The 21,516-nt window shown below is 49.8% G+C and carries 20 protein-coding genes; 16 read left to right on the plus strand and 4 right to left on the minus strand.

Annotated elements, in window-relative coordinates; genetic code table 11:
• The first annotated feature begins 15 nt into the window (after positions 1 to 15).
• The 4 genes from nuoN to J0M34_01980 are packed head-to-tail and all read left to right on the plus strand — an operon-like array spanning position 16 to position 4,652.
• Positions 16 to 1,449 carry an NADH-quinone oxidoreductase subunit NuoN gene (nuoN, locus tag J0M34_01965; GenBank protein ID MBN8543010.1) on the plus strand — a complete coding sequence of 478 codons (1,434 nt, stop codon included), beginning with the start codon at positions 16 to 18 and terminating at the stop codon, positions 1,447 to 1,449.
• Complete coding sequence (locus J0M34_01970; GenBank protein MBN8543011.1) at positions 1,442 to 2,215, plus strand: biotin--[acetyl-CoA-carboxylase] ligase; 774 nt, start codon at positions 1,442 to 1,444, stop codon at positions 2,213 to 2,215. Before nuoN ends, J0M34_01970 begins: the two co-directional genes overlap by 8 nt.
• Positions 2,215 to 2,991 carry a type III pantothenate kinase gene (locus tag J0M34_01975; protein ID MBN8543012.1) on the plus strand — a complete coding sequence of 259 codons (777 nt, stop codon included), beginning with the start codon at positions 2,215 to 2,217 and terminating at the stop codon, positions 2,989 to 2,991. The genes J0M34_01970 and J0M34_01975 overlap by 1 nt, the downstream gene beginning before the upstream one ends.
• A complete protein-coding gene (locus tag J0M34_01980) occupies positions 2,991 to 4,652 on the plus strand; it encodes a ribonuclease J (protein MBN8543013.1) in 1,662 nt (553 codons plus the stop codon). Before J0M34_01975 ends, J0M34_01980 begins: the two co-directional genes overlap by 1 nt.
• Here the strand turns inward: J0M34_01980 and J0M34_01985 are convergent.
• On the minus strand, positions 4,649 to 5,569 hold the full coding sequence (locus J0M34_01985) for a hypothetical protein (GenBank protein ID MBN8543014.1): 921 nt from the start codon (positions 5,567 to 5,569) through the stop codon (positions 4,649 to 4,651). The genes J0M34_01980 and J0M34_01985 overlap by 4 nt on opposite strands.
• Positions 5,570 to 5,684: 115 nt before the next feature.
• On the opposite strand from J0M34_01985, the gene J0M34_01990 reads away from it, so the two are divergent.
• The 7 genes from J0M34_01990 to dnaE all read left to right on the plus strand — a co-directional run bounded on the left by J0M34_01990 (position 5,685) and on the right by dnaE (position 13,542).
• The gene (locus J0M34_01990; GenBank protein MBN8543015.1) at positions 5,685 to 5,912 is read left to right on the plus strand and encodes a DUF1467 family protein; all 228 of its coding nucleotides are present in this window, start codon (positions 5,685 to 5,687) and stop codon (positions 5,910 to 5,912) included.
• Positions 5,909 to 6,286 (plus strand): hypothetical protein, encoded by a 378-nt coding sequence (locus J0M34_01995; protein MBN8543016.1) that lies wholly within the window; start codon positions 5,909 to 5,911, stop codon positions 6,284 to 6,286. The genes J0M34_01990 and J0M34_01995 overlap by 4 nt, the downstream gene beginning before the upstream one ends.
• A complete protein-coding gene (locus J0M34_02000; protein MBN8543017.1) occupies positions 6,286 to 6,771 on the plus strand; it encodes a hypothetical protein in 486 nt (161 codons plus the stop codon). Before J0M34_01995 ends, J0M34_02000 begins: the two co-directional genes overlap by 1 nt.
• A 76-nt stretch (positions 6,772 to 6,847) precedes the next feature.
• On the plus strand, positions 6,848 to 8,158 hold the full coding sequence (locus tag J0M34_02005) for a proline--tRNA ligase (protein ID MBN8543018.1): 1,311 nt from the start codon (positions 6,848 to 6,850) through the stop codon (positions 8,156 to 8,158).
• The gene (locus J0M34_02010) at positions 8,155 to 9,405 is read left to right on the plus strand and encodes a lipoprotein-releasing ABC transporter permease subunit (GenBank protein MBN8543019.1); all 1,251 of its coding nucleotides are present in this window, start codon (positions 8,155 to 8,157) and stop codon (positions 9,403 to 9,405) included. Before J0M34_02005 ends, J0M34_02010 begins: the two co-directional genes overlap by 4 nt.
• The gene (locus J0M34_02015) at positions 9,398 to 10,078 is read left to right on the plus strand and encodes an ABC transporter ATP-binding protein (GenBank protein MBN8543020.1); all 681 of its coding nucleotides are present in this window, start codon (positions 9,398 to 9,400) and stop codon (positions 10,076 to 10,078) included. The genes J0M34_02010 and J0M34_02015 overlap by 8 nt, the downstream gene beginning before the upstream one ends.
• On the plus strand, positions 10,075 to 13,542 hold the full coding sequence (gene dnaE / locus J0M34_02020; protein ID MBN8543021.1) for a DNA polymerase III subunit alpha: 3,468 nt from the start codon (positions 10,075 to 10,077) through the stop codon (positions 13,540 to 13,542). The genes J0M34_02015 and dnaE overlap by 4 nt, the downstream gene beginning before the upstream one ends.
• On the opposite strand, the gene J0M34_02025 is transcribed toward dnaE, so the two are convergent.
• The gene (locus tag J0M34_02025) at positions 13,523 to 14,764 is read right to left on the minus strand and encodes an anthranilate synthase component I family protein (protein MBN8543022.1); all 1,242 of its coding nucleotides are present in this window, start codon (positions 14,762 to 14,764) and stop codon (positions 13,523 to 13,525) included. The two genes, dnaE and J0M34_02025, sit on opposite strands and share 20 nt — an antisense overlap.
• The gene (locus tag J0M34_02030) at positions 14,761 to 15,618 is read right to left on the minus strand and encodes an aminotransferase class IV (GenBank protein MBN8543023.1); all 858 of its coding nucleotides are present in this window, start codon (positions 15,616 to 15,618) and stop codon (positions 14,761 to 14,763) included. Before J0M34_02030 ends, J0M34_02025 begins: the two co-directional genes overlap by 4 nt.
• A 42-nt stretch (positions 15,619 to 15,660) precedes the next feature.
• Between J0M34_02030 and J0M34_02035 the strand changes: the two genes are divergently transcribed.
• The 5 genes from J0M34_02035 to J0M34_02055 are packed head-to-tail and all read left to right on the plus strand — an operon-like array spanning position 15,661 to position 19,514.
• Complete coding sequence (locus tag J0M34_02035) at positions 15,661 to 16,071, plus strand: dihydroneopterin aldolase (GenBank protein ID MBN8543024.1); 411 nt, start codon at positions 15,661 to 15,663, stop codon at positions 16,069 to 16,071.
• A 1-nt stretch (position 16,072) separates the two neighbouring features.
• Positions 16,073 to 17,278, plus strand: coding sequence for a dihydropteroate synthase (folP, locus tag J0M34_02040; GenBank protein MBN8543025.1), 1,206 nt, complete (start codon positions 16,073 to 16,075; stop codon positions 17,276 to 17,278).
• The gene (locus J0M34_02045; GenBank protein MBN8543026.1) at positions 17,275 to 18,477 is read left to right on the plus strand and encodes a bifunctional folylpolyglutamate synthase/dihydrofolate synthase; all 1,203 of its coding nucleotides are present in this window, start codon (positions 17,275 to 17,277) and stop codon (positions 18,475 to 18,477) included. Before folP ends, J0M34_02045 begins: the two co-directional genes overlap by 4 nt.
• Positions 18,478 to 18,504: 27 nt before the next feature.
• Positions 18,505 to 18,951: a PAS domain-containing protein gene (locus J0M34_02050; GenBank protein ID MBN8543027.1), complete on the plus strand. Its 447-nt coding sequence runs from the start codon at positions 18,505 to 18,507 to the stop codon at positions 18,949 to 18,951.
• On the plus strand, positions 18,951 to 19,514 hold the full coding sequence (locus J0M34_02055; protein ID MBN8543028.1) for a hypothetical protein: 564 nt from the start codon (positions 18,951 to 18,953) through the stop codon (positions 19,512 to 19,514). The genes J0M34_02050 and J0M34_02055 overlap by 1 nt, the downstream gene beginning before the upstream one ends.
• Here the strand turns inward: J0M34_02055 and parE are convergent, their stop codons facing one another.
• Positions 19,515 to 21,509 (minus strand): DNA topoisomerase IV subunit B, encoded by a 1,995-nt coding sequence (gene parE / locus J0M34_02060; GenBank protein MBN8543029.1) that lies wholly within the window; start codon positions 21,507 to 21,509, stop codon positions 19,515 to 19,517.
• Between the last annotated feature and the right edge of the window lie 7 nt (positions 21,510 to 21,516).

Genomic DNA, 21,516 nt, shown 5'->3' on the forward strand with positions numbered 1-21,516 from the left:
GAAGCCACGATTTTCATGCCAGAAGTATTTCTGATTATTAGCGGCATGTTCCTGTTGATGGTTGGCGCGTTCATGAAAAAGAATAGCGCTCTTAGCATCACGCTTCTAACGGTTGCCGCATTCGTGATGGCGCTTAATATTCTTGCGCCAAGCCTATCGCAGGAGCGCATTTTTGCCTTTGATAACCTATTTGTGCGCGATGTGTTTTCACAATATGTGAAGGTTATGATTTTGGTCGCCTCAGCCCTTGTGCTGATTATCGCTAAGGCGTGGCTAAGGCACGACCATGTGCAGAAATTCGAATTTCCTGTGCTGGTTTTATTCGCAGCCGTTGGTTCGATGGTCATGGTATCAGCGAATGATTTGCTGACACTTTATATGGGTTTGGAACTTTCTTCCTTGGCGCTTTATGTGCTGGCGGCGTTTGATCGCGATAATGCGCGCAGCTCCGAGGCTGGTCTGAAATATTTTGTGCTCGGTGCGCTTGCTTCGGGCATGATGTTGTTTGGTGCATCCTTGGTGTATGGCTACACTGGCAGTACGAACTTCTCGGCAATTGCTGAGTTATTCACCGCTAATGGTGAGTCGCAAACAGCGATTGCTCATGGCGCTATCGTTGGCATGGTGTTGATTACGGTTGGTTTGTGTTTCAAGATCTCAGCCGTGCCATTCCACATGTGGACGCCTGATGTTTACCAAGGCTCACCCACTGCAGTGACGATGCTTTTTGCCACCGCTCCAAAAATTGCGGCATTGGCAGTATTTATTCGCGTGCTCAATGAGCCATTCGCTGAAATGCTGCCAGATTGGCAGATGATTCTGCAAATCACGGCCGTGTTGTCGATGGCGGTAGGTGCATTTGGTGCAATGATGCAAACCAGCATTAAGCGACTGCTGGCGTATGGTTCTATTGGCCATATTGGTTATGCACTGGTTGGCGTAGCTGCAGGCACGCAAGAAGGCATTCAGGCGGTGCTTATCTATCTCACGCTTTATTTATTCATGGCGATTGGAACATTTGGTTTTATCTTATTGATGCGTCGCAATGGCGAACAGGTAGAGCAGCTTTCTGATTTGGCAGGTCTTGCTAAGACACGCCAACGCCCAGCGTTGTTTCTGTTGGTGATGATGTTCTCGATGGCGGGTATTCCGCCGTTTTCTGGATTCTTCGGGAAGATGTTTATCTTCCTCAGCGCAATTGAAGCAGGGCTATATACCTTGGCAATTATCGGCGTGCTGACGAGCGTGGTTGCTGCATTCTATTACCTCAAAGTTGTGAAAATCATGTATTTTGATGAGCCTAAGGAACCGTTGGATCGTTATATTCCATTTGTAGCGGCCGTCGTTTTGATGATTTGCGCACTTGTGACAGCGCTTTTCTTCCTCTATCCTACCCCTGTTTTAAACGCAGCAACACTAGCAGCAGGGTCATTGGTAGGTGGTGTCTAAATCTGGCAACTTAATCGACGATTATCATTTGCTTTCGTATGATGTGCTCGACAGCACCAACGAAGAGGCGAAGCGCTTGGCGGGCGGCGGTGCGTCGCACGGTGCGGTCATTTGGGCCAAAAAGCAAACATCGGGCCGTGGTCGCATGGGGCGCGAGTGGATTTCGCCTGAAGGCAATCTTTATGTTTCCGTGTTGCTTAGCCCAAATAAAGACTTAGCGACATGCAGCCAATTATCGTTTGTTGCGGCAGTTGCGGCGGCTGAGACATTGGAAGTGATTGTCAGCGAGAGTGCTGAAATTAGCTGCAAATGGCCGAATGATATTTTGTATGATGGCAAAAAACTGGGCGGCATTTTGCTAGAGTCGTTCACCACGCCTGATGAGCGTGGCAAAGATAAACAGTGGGTCGTTGTCGGCGTTGGCATAAACATCGATCATTTCCCTGAGCATGTTATGTTCCCAGCAACATGTCTGCGTGACGCTGGGGTTGAAATCATCAGCGCGAAGATTGTGCTTTCACGCTTCATTTATAATTTTATTCATCGCTACGATTATTGGACGAAAAAAGGGTTCAAGGACATCCAGAAAGAATGGATTAACCGCGCCTATCGTCTGGGGTACCCAACAGAAGTGATGGTGGGCGATAAACAACTAAAAGGCGTGTTCGACGGTATTGATGCAGCAGGTCGCTTACTGCTGCGCCAAGAAAGTGGCGCGGTGACGGGCATTTCTGCTGGCGACGTGTTTTTTAAGGAATCTGCCTAATGCTGCTCGTCGTTGATATTGGAAACACCAATGTTGTGTTTGCTTTGTGTGACGAGCACCGCACGGTTGCTGAGTGGCGTATTCGCACTGACGCTCACCGCACGGCAGACGAATATGCTGTATGGCTATTTACGCTAATGGAGGCCGATAATCATGCACGCCAATCCGTTCGCGGAGTCATCATTTCTTCTGTAGTGCCAGAAGCAAATTTTGAACTTAAAACGTTTGCACGTAAATACCTTAATCAAGAGCCGTTGGTGCTAGCCACAGGGCAGATTGATTGTGGCATGCCTGTTAAAATTGATAACCCCAAAGAATTAGGCGCGGACAGAATCATCAACGCGTTTGCGGCATGGTCAACGCATAATCAGGCGCTGATTGTGGTGGATTTTGGCACAGCAACGACGTTTGACGTGGTTTCTGGTAAAGGTGAATATATGGGCGGTGTAATTGCGCCTGGCATTAATTTGTCACTTGAGGCACTTCAGCATGCGGCTGCCAAACTACATGGCATTGCCATTACCCACCCCAAGCAGGTAATTGGTACGAACACGACTGCGGCCATGCAATCAGGTATTTTCCATGGTTATGCGGGATTGATCGAGGGGATTGTGGCGCGCATCAAGGAAGAACGTGGTGAAGCCATGAAAGTGATTGCAACTGGTGGGCTTGCCGCCTTATATGCGGATGCTACATCGGCTATTGATGTGGTCGATCAAGATTTGACCATTCGCGGTCTACGCCTCATCTATCAACGGCAGAAACGAAATCACTAATGCCATTTGACTTCAAAAATCACGACGATGATTTACTGTTTGTGCCGCTAGGTGGCTCGAATGAAATCGGCATGAACCTGAATCTTTATCGCTATAAAGGTAAATGGATCATGATTGATTTGGGCATTGGCTTTGCCGATGCGTATCTACCGGGCATCGATATTGTTGTTCCGAACATGGACGCTTTCTTGCCTTTCAAAAAGGATCTCGTGGCGTTGGTGTTGACTCACGCACATGAAGATCATTTGGGCGCAGTGCCGTATTTGTGGCATGAATTGGAATGCCCTATTTATGCAACGCCATTTACAGCAAACTTGCTGCGCGTGAAAATGGCGGAAGAAGGTCTTAAGAACCGCGCTAAAATTATTGAGGTCGAGGCAGGTAAATTATACGACCTCGCGCCATTTACCTTCGAGATGGTGCCCATTACCCATTCTATTCCTGAAATGCACGCGGTGGCACTACGCACGGATGCGGGCACTGTCATGCATACGGGGGATTGGAAACTGGATGCTAACCCAATGGTTGGCCCAACCACGGACGAAGCAACGCTTGCTAAATACGGTGACGAAGGTGTGTTGGCGATGGTCTGTGATTCCACCAACGTGTTTGTGGAAGGTGAGTCTGGTTCCGAGGGGGATGTGCGCGCTAGCTTGCGCGATATTATCAATGACTGTGATAATCGCGTTATCGTGACGACGTTTGCATCGAATGTCGCGCGTTTGGAAAGTATTATCTACGCAGCGCTTGATGCTGGGCGCAGTGTAGCGCTTTCGGGTAAATCGCTGTGGCGCGTGACGGCTGCGGCAAAAGAGGCGGGTTATTTGCAAGATGTGCCGCCTTTCTTGGATGATGAAGCGGCAATCCAAATGCCCAAAAACAAAGTAGTGTTTATTTGTACGGGCTGCCAAGGTGAGGGCAGGGCTGCCATGGCGAAAATCGCGCGCGGTGAACACCCCTATATTCGTCTGACACCGAAAGACACGATTATTTTCTCGTCGCGTACCATTCCGGGGAATGAGCAAAAAATCGGCTGGATGCATAACAAGTTCATTAAAATGGGTTTGGAAGTCATTAATGACCATGTGGGATTTACCCATGTTTCAGGCCACCCTGCGCGAATGGAGCTTGAGCGCATGTATCAGCTGGTGCGCCCAAAGATTGCAGTGCCCGTACATGGTGAAGCGCGCCATATTCATGAGCACGCAAAGCTTGCGGAATCACTTCAGGTACCGGAACAGGTCGAACCATATAATGGCGCAGTGATTCGCCTTAAAGAGGGCGAGGCGCGTATAGTGGGCACTATAGAATCTGGTTATTTGGCGATGGATGGTTCGTCGCTGATTGATACGAATTCGCCTGTGATTCGTACGCGTCGTAAAATTCGCGATGATGGATTTTGTGGTGTTTCGTTAGTGTTGGATAAAAAAGGTGCTTTGGTCGGTCGTCCTAAATTTTCAGCGCCAGGATGCCTGGATTCTCAAGAAGATCGCGCTATGTTTGAAGCAATGACCGAAGAAATCGAAGCCATACTCGATAAGCGTGGCGGCAAAGTGAAGTTGCACCAACTGGAAGAGTCGATTCGTAATGTATTACGGCGAATGATTAGTGAAGAGTTGGGTAAGAAACCCGTGCTTGATGTGCATTTGCACCAGCTTTAGAGGCCGATACGAAGTGCTTCTTCGGGTGTCATGAGACGCTCAGCTTCAATGGACTGTTTCTCTACGCGTACGCGAGGCGGTGGCGTTTCATCACGGAAATTCATGACATGGCGTTGTGGTGTTGGTGTGGGGCGACCTTTGCCAGTCTCTGTGCGTTCAATTTCCGCAAGACGCGCTGCTTCTAGCTGGCGCTCAAAGGTTCTATCACGAGCCTTGTCGGTATCGTGGACGACGGATTCGGTTGTGTCGAACCATTGGCGGATGTAGTAGCGATCAATACCAATCGTAGCACCTGCTAGGCCGCCGATAGCTGCGCCAGTACCTGCTAGCATTGCAGCGCCTGCTGTGCCTACGATATGTTTGGCAAGATCACCAATAACGAAATGCAATACACCACTCATTGGCGGCATGCTCATCAGTAGGCCTAAGGCAACACCAATGGCTATGCCAATCAATACGGGTTTCCAGTGGAAGAATTCGTGAGGCGGTGTTTCTTTGCTTTCTTCGTGAAGCAGTTTCACCAATTCATCCGCTTCTTTTTGGCTGGTTGTTTCTTGTAATCTGTCACCGATAGCGCGGCGACGTTCGTTCATTTCTGCGGTTTCTGCATGCATGGAAGCTTGGGCAGAAATAGTGCCAAATGTATCAGCGCCTTTGAGGACGCCTGCGCCGCCAATGAGTGGTATAGCTAACCACGCCGCCGCGCCTACGGGTGTTAATGATAATCCGATGGCTACAACCGTGCCGATGACTGCACCGAATGTGCCATACAGGGCTGCTCCGCCAATTGAACCTTGGATGAGGCCTTTATAGCCAGCAGAAAGTACACGTCGTGCATAGGGCGAATGTTCGCCGCCGGCGCCGCCTGTTGCGGTCGTCGCGAGTTTGACGTGAGACTGTGGAATTTCGTTAGCCAATACACTTCTCCATGCTTTGAATCATAACAAAAAACGAGAGGTAGAATTGTGAACATTTGATGACAATCATCTGGTATTTTGGTGTGCTTGGCACTAGGGTTGCATTGAGGTTTATATGACCATTTTTCAGATGTTTCTTGCCTATGCGGTGGCTTGGTGGGTGGTGCTATTTATGGTGCTGCCATTTGGCTCTAACGCCTCCGAAACACCCGAAAAAGGCCATGCCGCCTCTGCTCCGGCGCGCTTTGATTTCAAGAAAAAAGCCAAGATAACCAGCATATTGGCGATTATTCCTGTATTGGCGTTCAAGTGTCTTTATGAAGCGGGGGTCATTGGCTTATGAGGTATGGATTTATCGTGCTTTGCCTCTTTGCGGCTCCAGCCTATGCCCAGTACCACGCAGGGGTTCGTGATTGCGACCCGTATATCAAGCACCAGCCCTCTGCAGACATAGAGGCGCGGGATGGATTTGATCAGCATGGAAACCCGATAAAATCTGCCGATATGGAACCTAATACGCTCTCTCAGCAGTTTGAAAATCCGAAGATCAGCTTGGATATACCTGTCACTAATTATGTGAATGAAAATAAATATAATGCGGATCTAAGCGAATCGCGCATTAATTTGGGTGAAATGGATGTGCAGAAAGATGGTACGACATCACTCAATGGCGTGCCAATCAAGCAGCAGAACGTCTATTCAACGGAGTGTAAATAATGAAAAAATTACTCGCAGCATCGTGCTTAGTGGTGGTTGCCGCATGTACGCCTCCTGAGCAGACCTATTGCGATGGATTTGGGCTAAGGCAGGGTGAGCCTGAGCATCAAAAATGCATGACCTATTATTTTCAGCAAGAAGCAGCGTTTAATGCTGACAGGCAAGGGTGCGAATTCGAGGCTGACAAAACCTATCCCCCTACGCTTTATGACGAAGGCAGATGGGAACGCGTTCATGGTGGGTTAGGCTACGGACCGTATGGGCCGGCCTTTGGTGGTGGGTTTGGAACCAGCGTATATGTTGAGCCAGATTATTATAAAAACCGCGAAGTGGATCGCCTGCGCATGCGCATTATTCAGCCATGCATGGAATCAAAAGGCTGGAAAAGCGGCGAGACATGGCAGGCGGGACGTTTGCCGCGTGGGGCTAAGAAAATGCCAATGCCAGCGCCTCAGCAAAGCAGCAAATTACCGTGGTTAAAGTAATCCACACCCTCTGCTAATTATTGCCTTTTTCGTGGTGGCTGCCATAGTGCGCATTCACTATTGAAAGTCATGTTCCATGCGCCTTAGCCGTTATTTTTTACCACTGCTCAAAGAAAATCCTAAAGAGGCGCAAATTGTCTCGCATCAACTCATGTTGCGCGCGGGTATGATTCGCCAACAAGTAGCGGGTATATATTCATGGCTGCCATTGGGCATGACGGTGCTTGAACATGTTGAGCGCATCGTTGCGGAAGAGTTAGATAAAGTCGGGTGTGTGCGCTTGTTGATGCCAACGCTGCAAAGTACCGAATTATGGAAGGAATCAGGCCGTTATGATGCGCTTGGTAAAGAGATGCTGCGTTTCAATGACCGCGCTGAGCGTGAATTGCTTTACAGCCCAACCTGTGAAGAGATGATTGTCGATATTTTCCGTAGCTATGTGAAGAGCTACAAGCATCTGCCGCTGAATCTCTATCAAATTCAGTGGAAATTCCGTGACGAAGTTCGCCCGCGTTTTGGCGTGATGCGCGGCCGCGAATTCCTGATGAAGGACGGGTATTCTTTTCACGCGTCACTGGATGATGCAAAACGTGAATATAGCGCGATGTATGACGCGTATCATGCGATTTTCAGGCGTCTTGGCTTGACGGCGATTGCTGTTGCCGCAGATTCTGGGGCGATTGGTGGTAATTTGAGCCACGAATTCCAAGTGCTAGCAGAAACAGGCGAGAGCCAAATTTATTATGACCCTATTTTTGATGATGTGCGTGAAGGCAAAGTCAAAAAAACGGGTGAGGAAATGCGCAATTATTACGCCGCCGCAGATGAATTGCATAAACCTGATCAATGCCCAGTTCCTGCTGATAAGCTGAGGACAGCGCGCGGGATTGAGGTCGGACATATTTTCTTGCTTGGCAGTAAATATACGGATGCAATGAACGTCAATGTGATGGGTGATTCGGGAACAGATGTTCGTGTCCAGATGGGAACCTATGGTATTGGTGTATCACGCCTCGTTGGTGCGATTATCGAAGCAAGCCATGACGCGAATGGTATCATTTGGCCAGAGTCAGTCGCACCGTTTGATGTGGGTCTGATCAACATTCGCTTCGGCGATGAAGGCTGTGACCGCGCATGCGAAGAAATCTATGCGCAATTGCAAGCGCAAGGCATCAAGGTATTGTTTGACGATACTGACAAGCGCGGTGGTGAAAAATTTGCAGGTATGGATTTGATTGGCGTGCCATGGCAAATCGTGATTGGCCCGCGTAGTGCCGCAGAGGGTAAGGTGGAAATTAAGTACCGTCGTACGGGCGAAAAATCGGAATTACCAACTGCCGAAGCTGTTGCCATGATTGCTCAGAAACTAAAGGCAGCACGCGCATGAGCTTTACCGTAGAGAGATTATTGGCGCGACGCTATCTCAAGGCGCGCCGAGGGTTTATCTCGATTACGACATGGTTTGCGATCATTGGTATTGCACTTGGAGTGGCGACACTCATTCTCGTAACCTCGCTGATGAACGGCATCCGCGAGGATATGACGCAGCGATTTATCGGCATTGAAGGGCATGTGAGTGTTTATAAACCCAGCCTATTCTTTGATGATTATGCGCAAACTGCCGAGGCAATTGCGGGTGTTGATGGTGTCACCACCGTGACCGCCAAGGTTGAAGGGCAGGTGATGGCAACCCATCAAGGGCGTGCTTATGGTGCGCAGGTGCTAGCAATGCCGTGGGGCGCTATTTCCAAACGCTTATTATTTATGGATGCACTCAAGTCTGGCGCTTGGAACGCCTACGCCAAGGGCGAAGGGGTGATGATCGGCCATCGTTTGGCGCGCAACCTAGGTTTGCATGTGGGTGATGCAGTCACGCTCATTTCACCGCAAGGCCAAGCCACCATTGCGGGGTTTATTCCGCGCATGAAGGCGTATCCCGTCGTTGGTTTGTTGGATTTTGGTATGCATCTATACGACGGTGCATTGATTCTCATGCCGTTTGACCAAGCGCAGACCTATTTCAAGCTAGAACGCGAAGAGAGCAGTGCAGTTTCGAATCTGGAAGTCATGGTGCGTGATGTTGATGGCGCTAACCGCGTCGCGCAGCAGATTAGCGCGCAGCTTGGTGGCGCTTATTACGTGACGGACTGGCAGCAGAGTAATGCGGGCATCTTTCAGGCGTTGCTTGTGCAGCGTAATGTGATGGTGATTATTTTGGCGCTCATTATTTTGGTGGCGGCATTCAATATTATTTCCAGCCTTGTTATGCTCGTTAAAGAAAAGCGCCGCGACATTGCTATTTTACGCACCATAGGCGCAACGCGTAGCATGGTAATGCGTGTGTTCGTTTTATCTGGGGTATGGATTGGTGTGGTTGGTACGCTGGCGGGTTTAGTGCTTGGTTTGGTGTTGGCTGCTAATATTGAACGTATCAAGCAATTGGTGGAAGCAATTATCGGTCAAGAAATACTGGTGGCGGATATTTATTTCCTCTCCACGCTGCCAACCAAAACTGACCCAATCGAAGTTTTGGTGATTGTAGCAATTTCATTGGTGATTGCGTTGTTGGCGGCGCTGTATCCAGCACGTCAGGCAGCACGCCTCGATCCGGCGGAGGTGCTGCGCGATGTCTAATATTGTTTTAGAGCTTAAGAATATTCACCGTTCCTATGCGCAGCCGAACGGCGCGTTGCCGATTCTCAAGGGGGCGAACTTGGCTCTCAAGCAGGGGGAATTAGTGGCGTTGGTTGGGCCAAGCGGTTCGGGCAAAACGACGTTGTTACAAATTGCTGGTCTGCTTGATAAACAAGATTCAGGCGAAATCATGCTTAACGGTGTTTCCATGACCGAGGCGGATGACGCGGTTCGCACCGCCGCGCGCAATAAGCATTTGGGCTTCATTTATCAATTCCACCATTTGTTGCCAGAGTGTGATGCGCTTGAAAATGTGATGATGCCGCTTTTGATTGCGGGCATTAGTCGTAGCGATGCTCAAGGCAAAGCAAAAGAATTACTACAAAGACTTGGGCTAGGTGAGCGTTTGGGCCATTTGCCTTCCCGCCTTTCGGGGGGTGAGCAGCAGCGTGTCGCAATTGCACGGGCATTGGTGCATAACCCAGCCCTCGTATTGGCTGACGAGCCGACAGGTAATCTCGACCCTACAACTTCTGCGAATGTGTGCGCGCTGTTTTTTGAAGTGGCTCGTGCCCAAAACACCGCCGTTCTGCTTGTTACGCATAACACGCAGCTTGCTGGGCAAATGCATCGCAGCGTGACGTTGCGTGATGGTACTGTGGTAGCGGCATGAGTGGCTTTGTCCATTTGCGCACACATAGCGCCTACTCGTTGCTTAAGGGTGCGCTGAAAATTCCTAAGTTAATTGCCTTAAGTAAGCAGTATGCCATGCCTGCAGTGGCGCTGACGGACCATGATAATCTTTTTGGTTCGCTTGAGTTCTCGATGGCGGCGGTGAAAGAGGGCATCCAGCCTATTATTGGTTGCACACTTTCCTTAGTGCCTTATGGGGTGGATCAATCGAATAATGCTTCACTGCGCCAAGCACCAGACCAATTGCTGGTCTATGCTAAGGATGATAAAGGCTATCATAACCTACTTTCATTAACGAGTGATGCGTATCTCGACCCTGCACTTGCGCAATCACCATTGCTTTCCTACGAACAGCTCGCTGCGCATTCTGAAGGTTTGATTGCGCTCACAGGCAGTATTCATGGCGGCCTAGGAAAGATGCTGCTCTCAAGCCGCAAGGCGGTGGCTGATAAATTTATTGCGCAGTTACGCGAAATGTTTGGTGACAGGCTTTATATCGAGCTGACGCGCCACCGCATTCCCGAAGAGAAAATGATTGAGCGCGGCCAAATCGATATGGCGATTGAGAATAATATCCCGCTTGTTGCTACAAATAACGTCTATTTCTCGGACGCGGATATGTTCGAAGCGCATGATGCCCTCATGTGCGTTTCCGATGGGCGCTTTGTGATGGAGTCTGACAGGCCGCGTTTGAACCCTGAGCATCGCTTCAAGTCGGCGCAGGAAATGCGTTTATTATTCCGTGATATTCCTGAGGCAATTGAGAATACCCTGAATATTGCGCAGCGCTGTCATATTTTCTCACCGTCACGCGCGCCGATTCTTCCTGGCTTCCATATGACAAATAGCGCGGGCGAAGTGCTCAGCGAGTCGGACGCACTGCGTGAAAAGGCGCGAGCAGGGCTTGAGGAGCGGTTAAAAGCACATGTCTATAAAGAAGGGATGAGCGAGGCTGAGCGCGAAGCTGCGGCGAAGCCGTATCGCGATCGTCTGGAATTTGAATTGGACGTTATCATCACGATGAAATTTCCAGGCTACTTCCTCATCGTCTCTGACTTTATTACATGGGCGAAAGAAAACGGAATTCCCGTAGGTCCTGGCCGTGGCTCTGGCGCTGGCTCTGTGGTGGCATGGGTGCTCCTGATTACGGATCTTGACCCGCTTCGTTTCGGGCTCATCTTTGAGCGATTCTTGAATCCAGAACGTATCTCGATGCCCGACTTTGATATCGACTTCTGTCAGGATAGGCGCGACGAAGTAATTCGTTATGTGCAGCAGAAATATGGCAATGACCGTGTTGCGCAAATTATTACCTTCGGAAAACTGCAGGCGCGCGCTGTGCTGCGTGATGTTGGTCGCGTACTGCAAATGCCCTACAGCCAAGTGGATCGCATTTGTAAACTGGTCCCCAATAACCCTGCAGCGCCTGTCACGCTTGAAGAGGCAGTGAAGCTGGAGCCATTGTTAAAACAGGCCATTCGCGAAGACGAATCGGTTGAAAAACTGGTGAATTTATCGTTGAAGCTTGAGGGGCTGTATCGCCATGCTTCTACCCACGCGGCGGGTGTGGTGATTGCCGATAGACCCCTTAAAGAGCTTGTGCCGCTTTATCGTGACGCTAAATCGGAAATGCTCGTGGTGCAATATTCCATGAAATATGCCGAAGAGGCTGGTCTGGTGAAGTTCGACTTCCTCGGCCTTCGCACGCTGACGATTATTCAAAAAGCCGTGGCGCTCATCAAAAAGCGCGGCATTGATATCGATATCTCCAAAATACCACTGGATGATAAGGCAACATTCAAACTGCTAACGAAAGCTGATACGCTCGGTGTTTTCCAGTTTGAATCCGCAGGGATGCAGGACGCGCTGCGTAAACTGAAGCCAGACTGTCTGGAAGATTTGATTGCGTTGGGCGCGCTTTATCGCCCAGGTCCGATGGATAACATCCCCATGTATATCGCGCGTAAGCACGGTAAGGAGAAGCCAGATTATCTGCATCCCCTGCTGACGGAAGTGTTGAAAGAAACCTATGGGGTAATCATTTACCAAGAGCAGGTGCAGAAAATTGCACAAGTCTTGGCGGGATACACGCTGGGTGCCGCAGATTTGCTTCGTCGCGCGATGGGTAAGAAAATTAAGGCGGAGATGGACGCGCAGCGTGCTACCTTCGTTGAAGGTGCGAAAAAGAATGGCGTGAGCCAAGAGCAGGCCACTAATATCTTTAATCTCGTTGATAAGTTCGCGGGCTATGGATTCAACAAATCGCACGCGGCTGCTTATGCCGTTGTTTCTTACCAAACGGCGTATTTGAAAGCGAATTACCCTGTTGAATTTATCGCGGCCTCGATGACGTATGAGATGGGCTCTACTGACAAACTTGGCCAATTCCGCCAAGAGGCACAAAAATTCGGTATCGATTTATTGCCGCCAGATATCAATAAATCGGAAGTGGAATTCTCGGTTGAGAAGCAAGAGGGTGAAAAACTTGCCATTCGTTATGCGTTGGCAGCGCTTAAGAATGTGGGTGCTGCAGCCATGGGTGCGTTGGTGGATGAGCGCTCGCAAGATATGTTCAAGGATATTTTTGATTTTGCCTCGCGCGTGGATGGTGCCGTCTTGAATCGCAGGCAGCTTGAATCCTTGGTGATGGCGGGCTGTTTTGATGGTTTGCATACGCATCGGCGCCCATTGTTTGAGTCGATTGATAAGCTTATTGCGACGGCCAACCACGCGACGCAAGAACGCGAGAGCTCGCAAATCAGTCTCTTTGGTGGTGATGCTTCACCACAGCAAAACCATGTGCTCCCCGCGACGGATGAATGGCCAATGCTGGAAAAACTCAATCACGAATGCGCGGCGCTTGGTTTCTATCTTTCGTCTCACCCACTTGAGGGCTATGCGCCAGCGTTTAAGCGAATGGGTGTTGTTTCTTCTGCGTCCTTTATCAAGCAGCTAACGAGCCAATATAGGCCTGTAAAATTGGCGGGTATTGTAACGGGTAGTAAAATCAAGGTGTCACCGCGTGGTCGATTTGCTTTTGTTCAGTTATCTGACGCAGAGGGGAATTTTGAAGTTTCAATTTTTGATGCAGAATTGCTCAATAGTAGCCACGAATTACTGACATCAGGCACGGCGGTGCTTATTCATGCGGATGGTAAGGCGGATGAGAATGGTGCTCGTCTCATTGCCCAGAAACTCGAAAAATTGGATGCAGTCGCGCAGGATGTGAAGGCGCAGTCGCTGATTGTGACGATTGGTGATGTAAATGAGATAAGTAAATTAAAGACCCTGCTCAATGTCGCGCCAAAGGGTGCTAAAGTGAAAGTAATCGTGCCGCTTGTTGAAGGCGACGTTCATATTGAGCTTGCGGAACAATACGATATCCCAACGACGGTACTTCAAGCGATTTATGCGTTGCCCAATATTACTGCTGAAGCTGCGTAAGCTCGATACCTAGGGCTTTGCAAATGCCACGCGCTTTAATGCGTGTTTCTTCAAGTTCTTTTGCTGGACTTGAATCAGCAACGATTCCACCACCTACTTGAAACTCAAATTGATTGTCCTTGATGATGATGGTGCGAATCACCACGGAGAAATCGCATTGGTTATTTTCACCAAGCCAGCCAATCGCTCCACTATAAATTCCGCGTTCTCGTTTTTCATGTGTGTTACACCACTCAATAGCGGCGATTTTGGGTGCGCCCGTCATTGACCCTGGGGGAAAACAGGCTTTGAGGGCGTCCGTGCGTGTGAATGAATCTTGTAATTTGGATTCAATGGTCGAAATTAAATGGTGAATCGTTGCGTAGCTGTAAAGCCCCGACTGCTCGGTGACGCGCACGCTGCCTGCCTCACTTACGCGCGCCAAATCATTGCGTAGTAAATCAACAATCATGAGATTCTCTGCGTGGTCTTTGGGGCTTTCAAGCAGTGCTTTGACGATGCGCGCATCGTCGTCGGCATTATCACTTCGTCCTGCACTGCCCTTGATGGGGCGGGCAGTAATCGTGTTATTACCGTCAATACTTAGAAAGCACTCAGGACTTGATGATATAATCGATGTGCCATTCCATTTCAGAAATGCGCTATAGGGTGCTGGACTTACCTCGCAGAGTCGCAAGAAAACGTCGAAGTGATGAGCGCCACTAATGTCGCCCCAATATTTGCGCGTCAAATTCGCCTGATAAAAATCACCAGCTTCTATGCGCTTAATCGTTGCTTCAATTGCGCTTATATAGGCGTGGTCAGTAAAATTACTGCATAAACCATTAATGGTTGGGCAAGGCGCGACCTCGGCCAAACCAAGGGTTTTTGGTAAATTTGGAATGTTGGTCCCGTGGTAAGTGAGGGTCTTGCTGTCGTGATCGAAAATAAAAAGATGTTCGGGCTTTGTGAAGCGTGCGGCGGGTAAATCGATAATGGTTGGGGAACTTGGATTGTAATGTTCGACAGCATGTCGCATCGCGTAGCTTAAATAGCCGAACCAGTTGCCGTGCTCGGGCATTTCGCTAAATGCGTCGAACTCTTTTGTTTGAAGTGCGCCGATACCTAAATAACTATAACGGCCTGTATGCGCCTCTTTTCTACCTGAATAGAGCAAAAATACATGAGGCTCATCACGAAAATGGTTGGCTAGCGCTAGTGGTTCGTGCCATGCAATGCTCATTGCCATGCCTCACGATGCGCATGTGTGTAATTCTCAATATCACTGCGCCATAATTTCTTAAGCGTTTCGGTCATTGCGTGATCAGCAAAATGGATGTTGAGCGGCTTAATGCCCTGAACGGGGTGAATGCCAATCCTGCCATTGATTATCCATAATGCTTCGGCGCTTTTCAGGCTGTCTAGTGGTTCGAGGGCGGTTTTTACGTCTGCCAACCGCATGATTGTTTCGCGCGTGCTTCCGCGCAGGCAACCTGTTTTTAGATCTGGCGTGTATAACGTGCCGTCTTTGAGCCAAAGGATGTTGGCGCTTGCTGCCTCACACACCTTGCCGTCTTGCGATAGCAGGATTGCTTCTTCACAGTGATGTTCCTCAGCTTCTAGCAGCGCGAGGGTGGAATTAAGGCCTTGGGCGATTTTGTGATTAACTGGCAAGGCGCTTAGCGAAGGCTTGGTATAATTACTTACCCATAGATTATACTCATCTTTAGGGCCCGACATGTCGCGTAGGGATTCCATCACAATGGTTGGTGTGAGTGTTTGGGGGTGAGGGCGATAGCCACGACTGCCAACGCCACGGCTAATGCTGATGCGTATAAAACCATCTGTTTGCATGTTCTTTTGAAGCAGCCCTTTGGTGGCGGCAGCCCAATCCTCGTTGCATGTGATATGCAGGGCGGCTAATCCCTCACTTAGGCGCTGCATGTGGAATTCCCATTGATAGGGAACTGCGTGATGGATGCGGATTGTCTCAAACAGCCCGTCACCGAACCTGAAGCCGCGATCTGCCACGGGTATCAGCGCCTCTGACTCAGGCAGATATTGGCCATTAAGATAGATAAAACGAGATGGATTCATGCTTGCGGTATAGAGGGTTTTTATCCATAGTGCAGCCACTTTATGACCTATTATCCGCATGTACTTAGTGTAAATCGTTTAGAGCTTGTCGCGCGCCTTGGTGTTACGAGTACGGAACGGCTTTCTCCCCAAAAAATTGAGGTTTCGTGCCGCTTTTATTATCCGCAAACGCCCGATTGTGCGCGGGATGATACGAGCCGCTTCATAGATTATGAGATTACCACTCGTGTGCTTAGAGAATTGGTCGATAGCCAAGAGTTCCGCTTGATAGAGTATATGGCGATGCAATGTTATGATGCCCTGCGTCGAGTGGTAGACGAGCTTTCTGGCCCTGATGTTAAAATTTGGGTACAGATGCATAAGATATCGGCGCCGATTGCTAACCTGCATGGTGGTGCGGCGTTTACTTATAGCGATTTGCCTGCCGACGCGCGTATCGTAGCGGCTATGTGACATGCGCGGTATCTACCTAGGCATTGGCAGTAATATTGGCGACCGCGCCGCTTACCTCGCGCTTGTGAAAAAACATTTCAAGGTTATTGCCGAATCTTCGATTTATGAGTCACCCGCATTATTGCCCGAGGATGCGCCCGTCACTTGGAACAAGCCGTTTTTGAATCAAGTGCTGGAGATTGAGAGTGACTTATCACCAGAAGCTCTCTTGTTAGACGTAAAGCGTGTTGAAGCATTGGCGGGGCGCAAAGATCGTGGGCGCTGGTCGCCACGCGAATTGGATATTGATATTTTAGCGTTCGGAAACACGCGCCTTGATACTGCGTCATTACAATTGCCGCATGCGGGAATTTCTTCGCGTGATTTTGTATTGCTGCCTCTGCGTGAGATTGCGCCAAGCTGGCCCAATATCCATGCCTTGATTGCGGATTTACCTGAGATTCGCGCGCGCATATGGCGCAAGCGCACTCAGTTAATGGGTATTCTCAATGTAACTCCTGACTCTTTTTCGGATGGTGGAACACTTGAAACTGAAGCAGTGGCTTCGCGTTTTGAAGCAGTGGTCGATGCGGGCGCGGATATCATTGATATTGGCGGCGAATCCACGCGCCCGAACGCAGTGCCGCTTGAACATGAAGAAGAATGGGCGCGGATTAACTCGCCATTACACGCTATTATGTGCCATCCACTACGGCAGCGTGTTGCGATTAGTGTCGACACGCGCCACTGGAAAACTGCTAAGCGTGCGCTTGAGCTGGGTGTTGACGTTATTAATGACGTTTCGGGGCTTAGTGACGCTTCGATGATTGCGCTGCTCAAGGACTCGTTATGCGATATAGCGGTGATGCATTCGCTAACCATTCCAGCTGATAAAAATATAACTCTTCCAGATAATGCAGATCCAGTTGCTGAAGTATTGCGCTGGAAAGCGCAAATATTAGCGCTTGGTATACCCGAGCAGCGCTTGGTTTTTGATTGTGGTATTGGGTTTGGCAAAACGGCGGAGCAGTCACGTGTGTTGATTCAACGATTTTTAGAACTTAAAGCCAGTGGCGGCCGTTGGTTGATGGGGCATTCACGCAAATCATTTCTAGAAGTGCCTATGGAGCAGCGAGATGCTGCAACACTCGCTATTTCCAAGCGACTGGCGGCGCAAGGTGTCGATATGGTTCGTATTCACGATGTGGCGGGGCATTACGGATTATGAGTAATCGCGCCCAGTTATTGATCGATAAGCCAGTCGCCATTGCGGGGATTGATTTGACCCTGACGCGATTTCAAGCGCTGCTTGATACGCTGGGTAACCCTGAGTTGCATTTGCCGCCAACGATTCATGTGGCGGGAACGAATGGCAAGGGCTCAACCATTGCGTTTCTGCGCGCGATGCTAGAGGCCGCTGGTAAGCGCGTTCATGTGTATACCTCACCGCATTTGGTGCGCAGTCATGAGCGTGTTCTATTGGCGGGTCGTGAAGTGGAAGATGATATATTTTGTGAAGCATTGGAAAAAGTAGCGCATGCTGAAGCGCACCACGCCATTACCGTGTTTGAGCGTATTACAGCAGCAGCATTTTTATGTTTTGCGCAATCGAAGGCAGACTATTTGCTGCTGGAAACAGGTATGGGCGGTAGATTAGATGCAACGAATGTCACGCCAAAAATTTTGACGTTGCTAACGCCGATCGCCATGGACCATATGGAGTATCTTGGTAATAGCATCACCAAAATTGCGTCGGAAAAGGCTGCGATTATGCGTCCGAATGTTCCGTGCATCAGTGCGCCCCAGTCTTCCGACGTTGAAATATTATTTAAGGAGTATGCGGGAAATATTGGAGCACCGCTTAGTTTTGCGGTGGTAGATAAAAACCTAAGGCCCAATCTTTCTGGCGCGCATCAATATGTGAATGCTTCAGTTGCGGTGGCGGCGGCGCGTTATCTCAACCTTCCCGAATCAGCCATTCAGCAAGGGGTGGGGCAGGCATATTGGCCCGCACGATTACAAAAACTCACCCATGGCCCACTGGTCGAGATGTGGGGCGGTCGTGGTGATGTGATGTTGGATGGCGGGCATAACACACAGGCGGCAGAAGTCTTGGCGGACTGGGCGCGCCATAAGCAAGTGGTATTGGTCTGCGGCATGATGCGACGCAAAAGTGCCAGAGAATGGATGGGTACTCTGGCGCCGCACGTGCAGGAAGTCATTTGTATGCCGATTCAGGATACTGGGGCATTTAGCCCAGAAGAATTAGCAGAAGAAGCCAGAATTGCTGGAGTAAAGCAGGTATGCGCTGTGGCGGATATGAACGCGCTATGTGATTACATGAAGGCGCGCCCTGTGACATCGGCGCATGTGTTGGTGGCGGGCTCGCTCTATTTGGCGGGGGAAATCCTCAAAACCCATGGATAAGCCGTGGTTTCGTGCTATATTGCCAGTATGAATACGTTGGAACTACCCAAATTACATCGTCTGCATGAGCAGCTCATGGATTATTGGCAGCGCGTGGCAGATGGCCGTGCTATGCCGCTTGAATCTGACATCAACCCCGATGATTTGTTGGGAATTTGGCAGAATTGCTTCCTCGTGCGTGTGGGTGACGGCAGCTTTGCTTATGATTATCTCGGTGATGCGCTGGTCGAGGCGTATGGTGAAAACCTTACTAGCCGCGAGATTTGTGAATCGCTTGTTTATCCGCATCCTGAGCCACTATTCCGCACGTTTCAGCAAGTAGCAGTTTCTGCACAACCCGTTTATGTAGACGATGCGTTTACCAATAAAAATGGCATGCTCATCAAATACCGTTCATGTGTGTTGCCGCTCGCTAAAGCGGGAGAGCAGGGAGTTGCTTTCCTATTGGGTGGTATGCGCTGGAAGGCAGAATAATGAAGCCACGCCCCGAACATCTTGAGGTGCTAACGCTGAAGCAGAATCGCTTTGCTGACCCTGATCGCGTGCGCTACCGTGTGTATCAATCATCGAGCGAATATATTGCGGTGATTGCTGAAAGTGCGCTTATGGCGATACGCATTTCTGGAGTGAAAGACCCATTCAAAGTGGTACGAGACGTACCGAATGCCTATTCTTCTATCGAAAACGGGATGGTTCAGATCGAAGAAACATCTGAACGTGTGCCGATGCCAACCGTTAAGCCTGACATCAAGGCATTTGTGAATGAAGTGGCGGCAAAGGCAGCAGAAGATTTTATCACCTTAGCGCTTGCGGATCTGCATCACAAAAAAATATCCAACGAAGGTGTTATTTCGCGCCACGATGGCATGAAAAGTTTGCGCGACATGCCAGAGGCCGCGCCAACACTGGTCAAAGCACCGGAGCCTGTGAAGCCAGCGCCTGTTATAGAAGAACCCGCGCCCATGGCTGCGGTTGAGGATACGGGTGATAGACCGCTCAGCCCCGAAGAAATTTCGAAATTACTGGGTGATGCGTAATTAAACGTCCAGCGCTTCTTTGAATTTGTCGCCGTAAAGCTCTGTTTGCTCGCGAATGAACTGGAAGCGCAATTCAGGTTTTTTACCCATGAGTTGGTTCACGCGCTCAGCAGTCGCATCCACATTATCTTCGGCAATCATGACTTTGAGCAAGGTGCGCTTGGTTGGGTCCATCGTCGTTTCTTTAAGTTGCGGGGCGGTCATCTCGCCCAAGCCCTTAAAGCGGCCGACTTCAATGCGGCTTTTGTGTTTGCCTTGCAGCTTCTCGATCAGCTTGGCTTTTTCAGCGTCGTCTTGTGCGTAGTAAGTCGTGCCGCCTGCGGTGATACGGTAAAGCGGTGGTTGCGCAAGGTACAGGTGACCCATGCGAATTAGGTCTGGCATCTGTTGATAGAAGAATGTCATGAGCAGCGACGCGATATGCGCACCATCAACGTCTGCGTCGGTCATGATCACGACTTTTTCATAACGCAGGTCTTTAATATTGAATGTGCTGCCTGTGCTGACGCCCAGCGCTTGCTGCAAGTCGCTGATTTCTTGGTTAGCGTAAATCTTCTCGCTGGTAGCGCTGGCGACGTTCAGAATTTTGCCACGTAGCGGCAAAACTGCCTGAGTTTCGCGGATACGTGCTTGCTTCGCTGAGCCACCTGCCGAGTCACCCTCTACCAAGAAAATCTCGGTACCTTGTGGGATGCTACGTGTACAATCAGCAAGTTTGCCAGGCAAACGCAGGCGTGATGTCACGTTCTGGCGCTTGATATTCTTTTCTTGTTTGCGGCGCAGGCGATCTTCGGCCTTGCTGATGATGTGATTGATCAGCGCATTACCATTTTCCAGATTGCCTGAAAGCCAGTGATCGAACGGGTCGCGAATAGCGTTCTCAACTAAACGCACTGCCTCAGGGCTCATCAGACGGTCTTTGGTTTGGCCTTGGAATTGCGGATCTTTAATGAACAGCGACAAAATCACCATCGTGCCTTGCATGATGTCGTCGGCGGTGATTTGGCCCGCGCGTTTATTCTTGGTCATTTCACCAAAGGATTTGATGCCTTTGTTGAGTGCGGCGCGAAGGCCTTGTTCATGTGTGCCGCCATCTGGCGTAGGAATGGTGTTACAAAATAGCGAGGCGTGACCGTCGTCCTCGAGAACAGGCCAAGCGATTGCCCATTCTACGCGGCCTTTACCATCGGCGAGTTCAGCATCACCCGTGAACATTTCGCCCACAATAGGTTGGCCATGCAGTTCTTGTTGTAAGAAGTCACGCAAGCCGCCTGGGAAGTGAATCACGTCTTCTGCGGGGGTGGTTGCGACTTCGCTCAGTAAGCTTGGGTCACATTTCCAGCGAATTTCAACACCACGGAAGAGATAGGCTTTCGAGCGAATCAGCTTGTAGATTTTTTCTGGGCGATATTTTGCTTTAGTGCCGAAAATTTCTGCGTCGGGGTGGAAGGTCACAGTGGTGCCGCGACGATTTTTAATCTGGCCGATGTTTTTAATCTTACCTTGTGGAGTGCCACGGCTATAGCTCTGTCGATATAGCTGGCCTTCACGTGCCACTTCGACTTCCAGATGATCAGAAAGTGCGTTAACAACCGAGATACCTACACCATGCAGACCACCTGCGGTGTGATAAACCTTATCATTGAATTTTCCGCCTGCATGCAGCGTTGTAAGAATGACTTCCAGCGCTGAGACTTTGGGGAATTTAGGGTGTGGGTCAATCGGAATACCGCGACCATTGTCACGGATTACAACGGTGTTGCCCTCTTTCAATTCCACTTCGATCCATGTGGCAAACCCTGCTACGGCTTCGTCCATCGAGTTGTCGAAGACTTCGTTGATGAGGTGGTGCATCGCCGTTTCGTCGTTGCCGCCGATATACATACCGGGGCGGCGACGTACAGGCTCTAGCCCCTCAAGTACTTCAATGTCTTGGGCGGAGTAGCTCTGAGTCTTAAGTTTGGCGGTCGATTTAGCACTAAACATGTCGTTCATAGGGGGG

The organism is Alphaproteobacteria bacterium (genome assembly GCA_017302575.1).
Taxonomy (GTDB): Bacteria; Pseudomonadota; Alphaproteobacteria; order Rickettsiales; family UBA3002; genus JAFLDD01.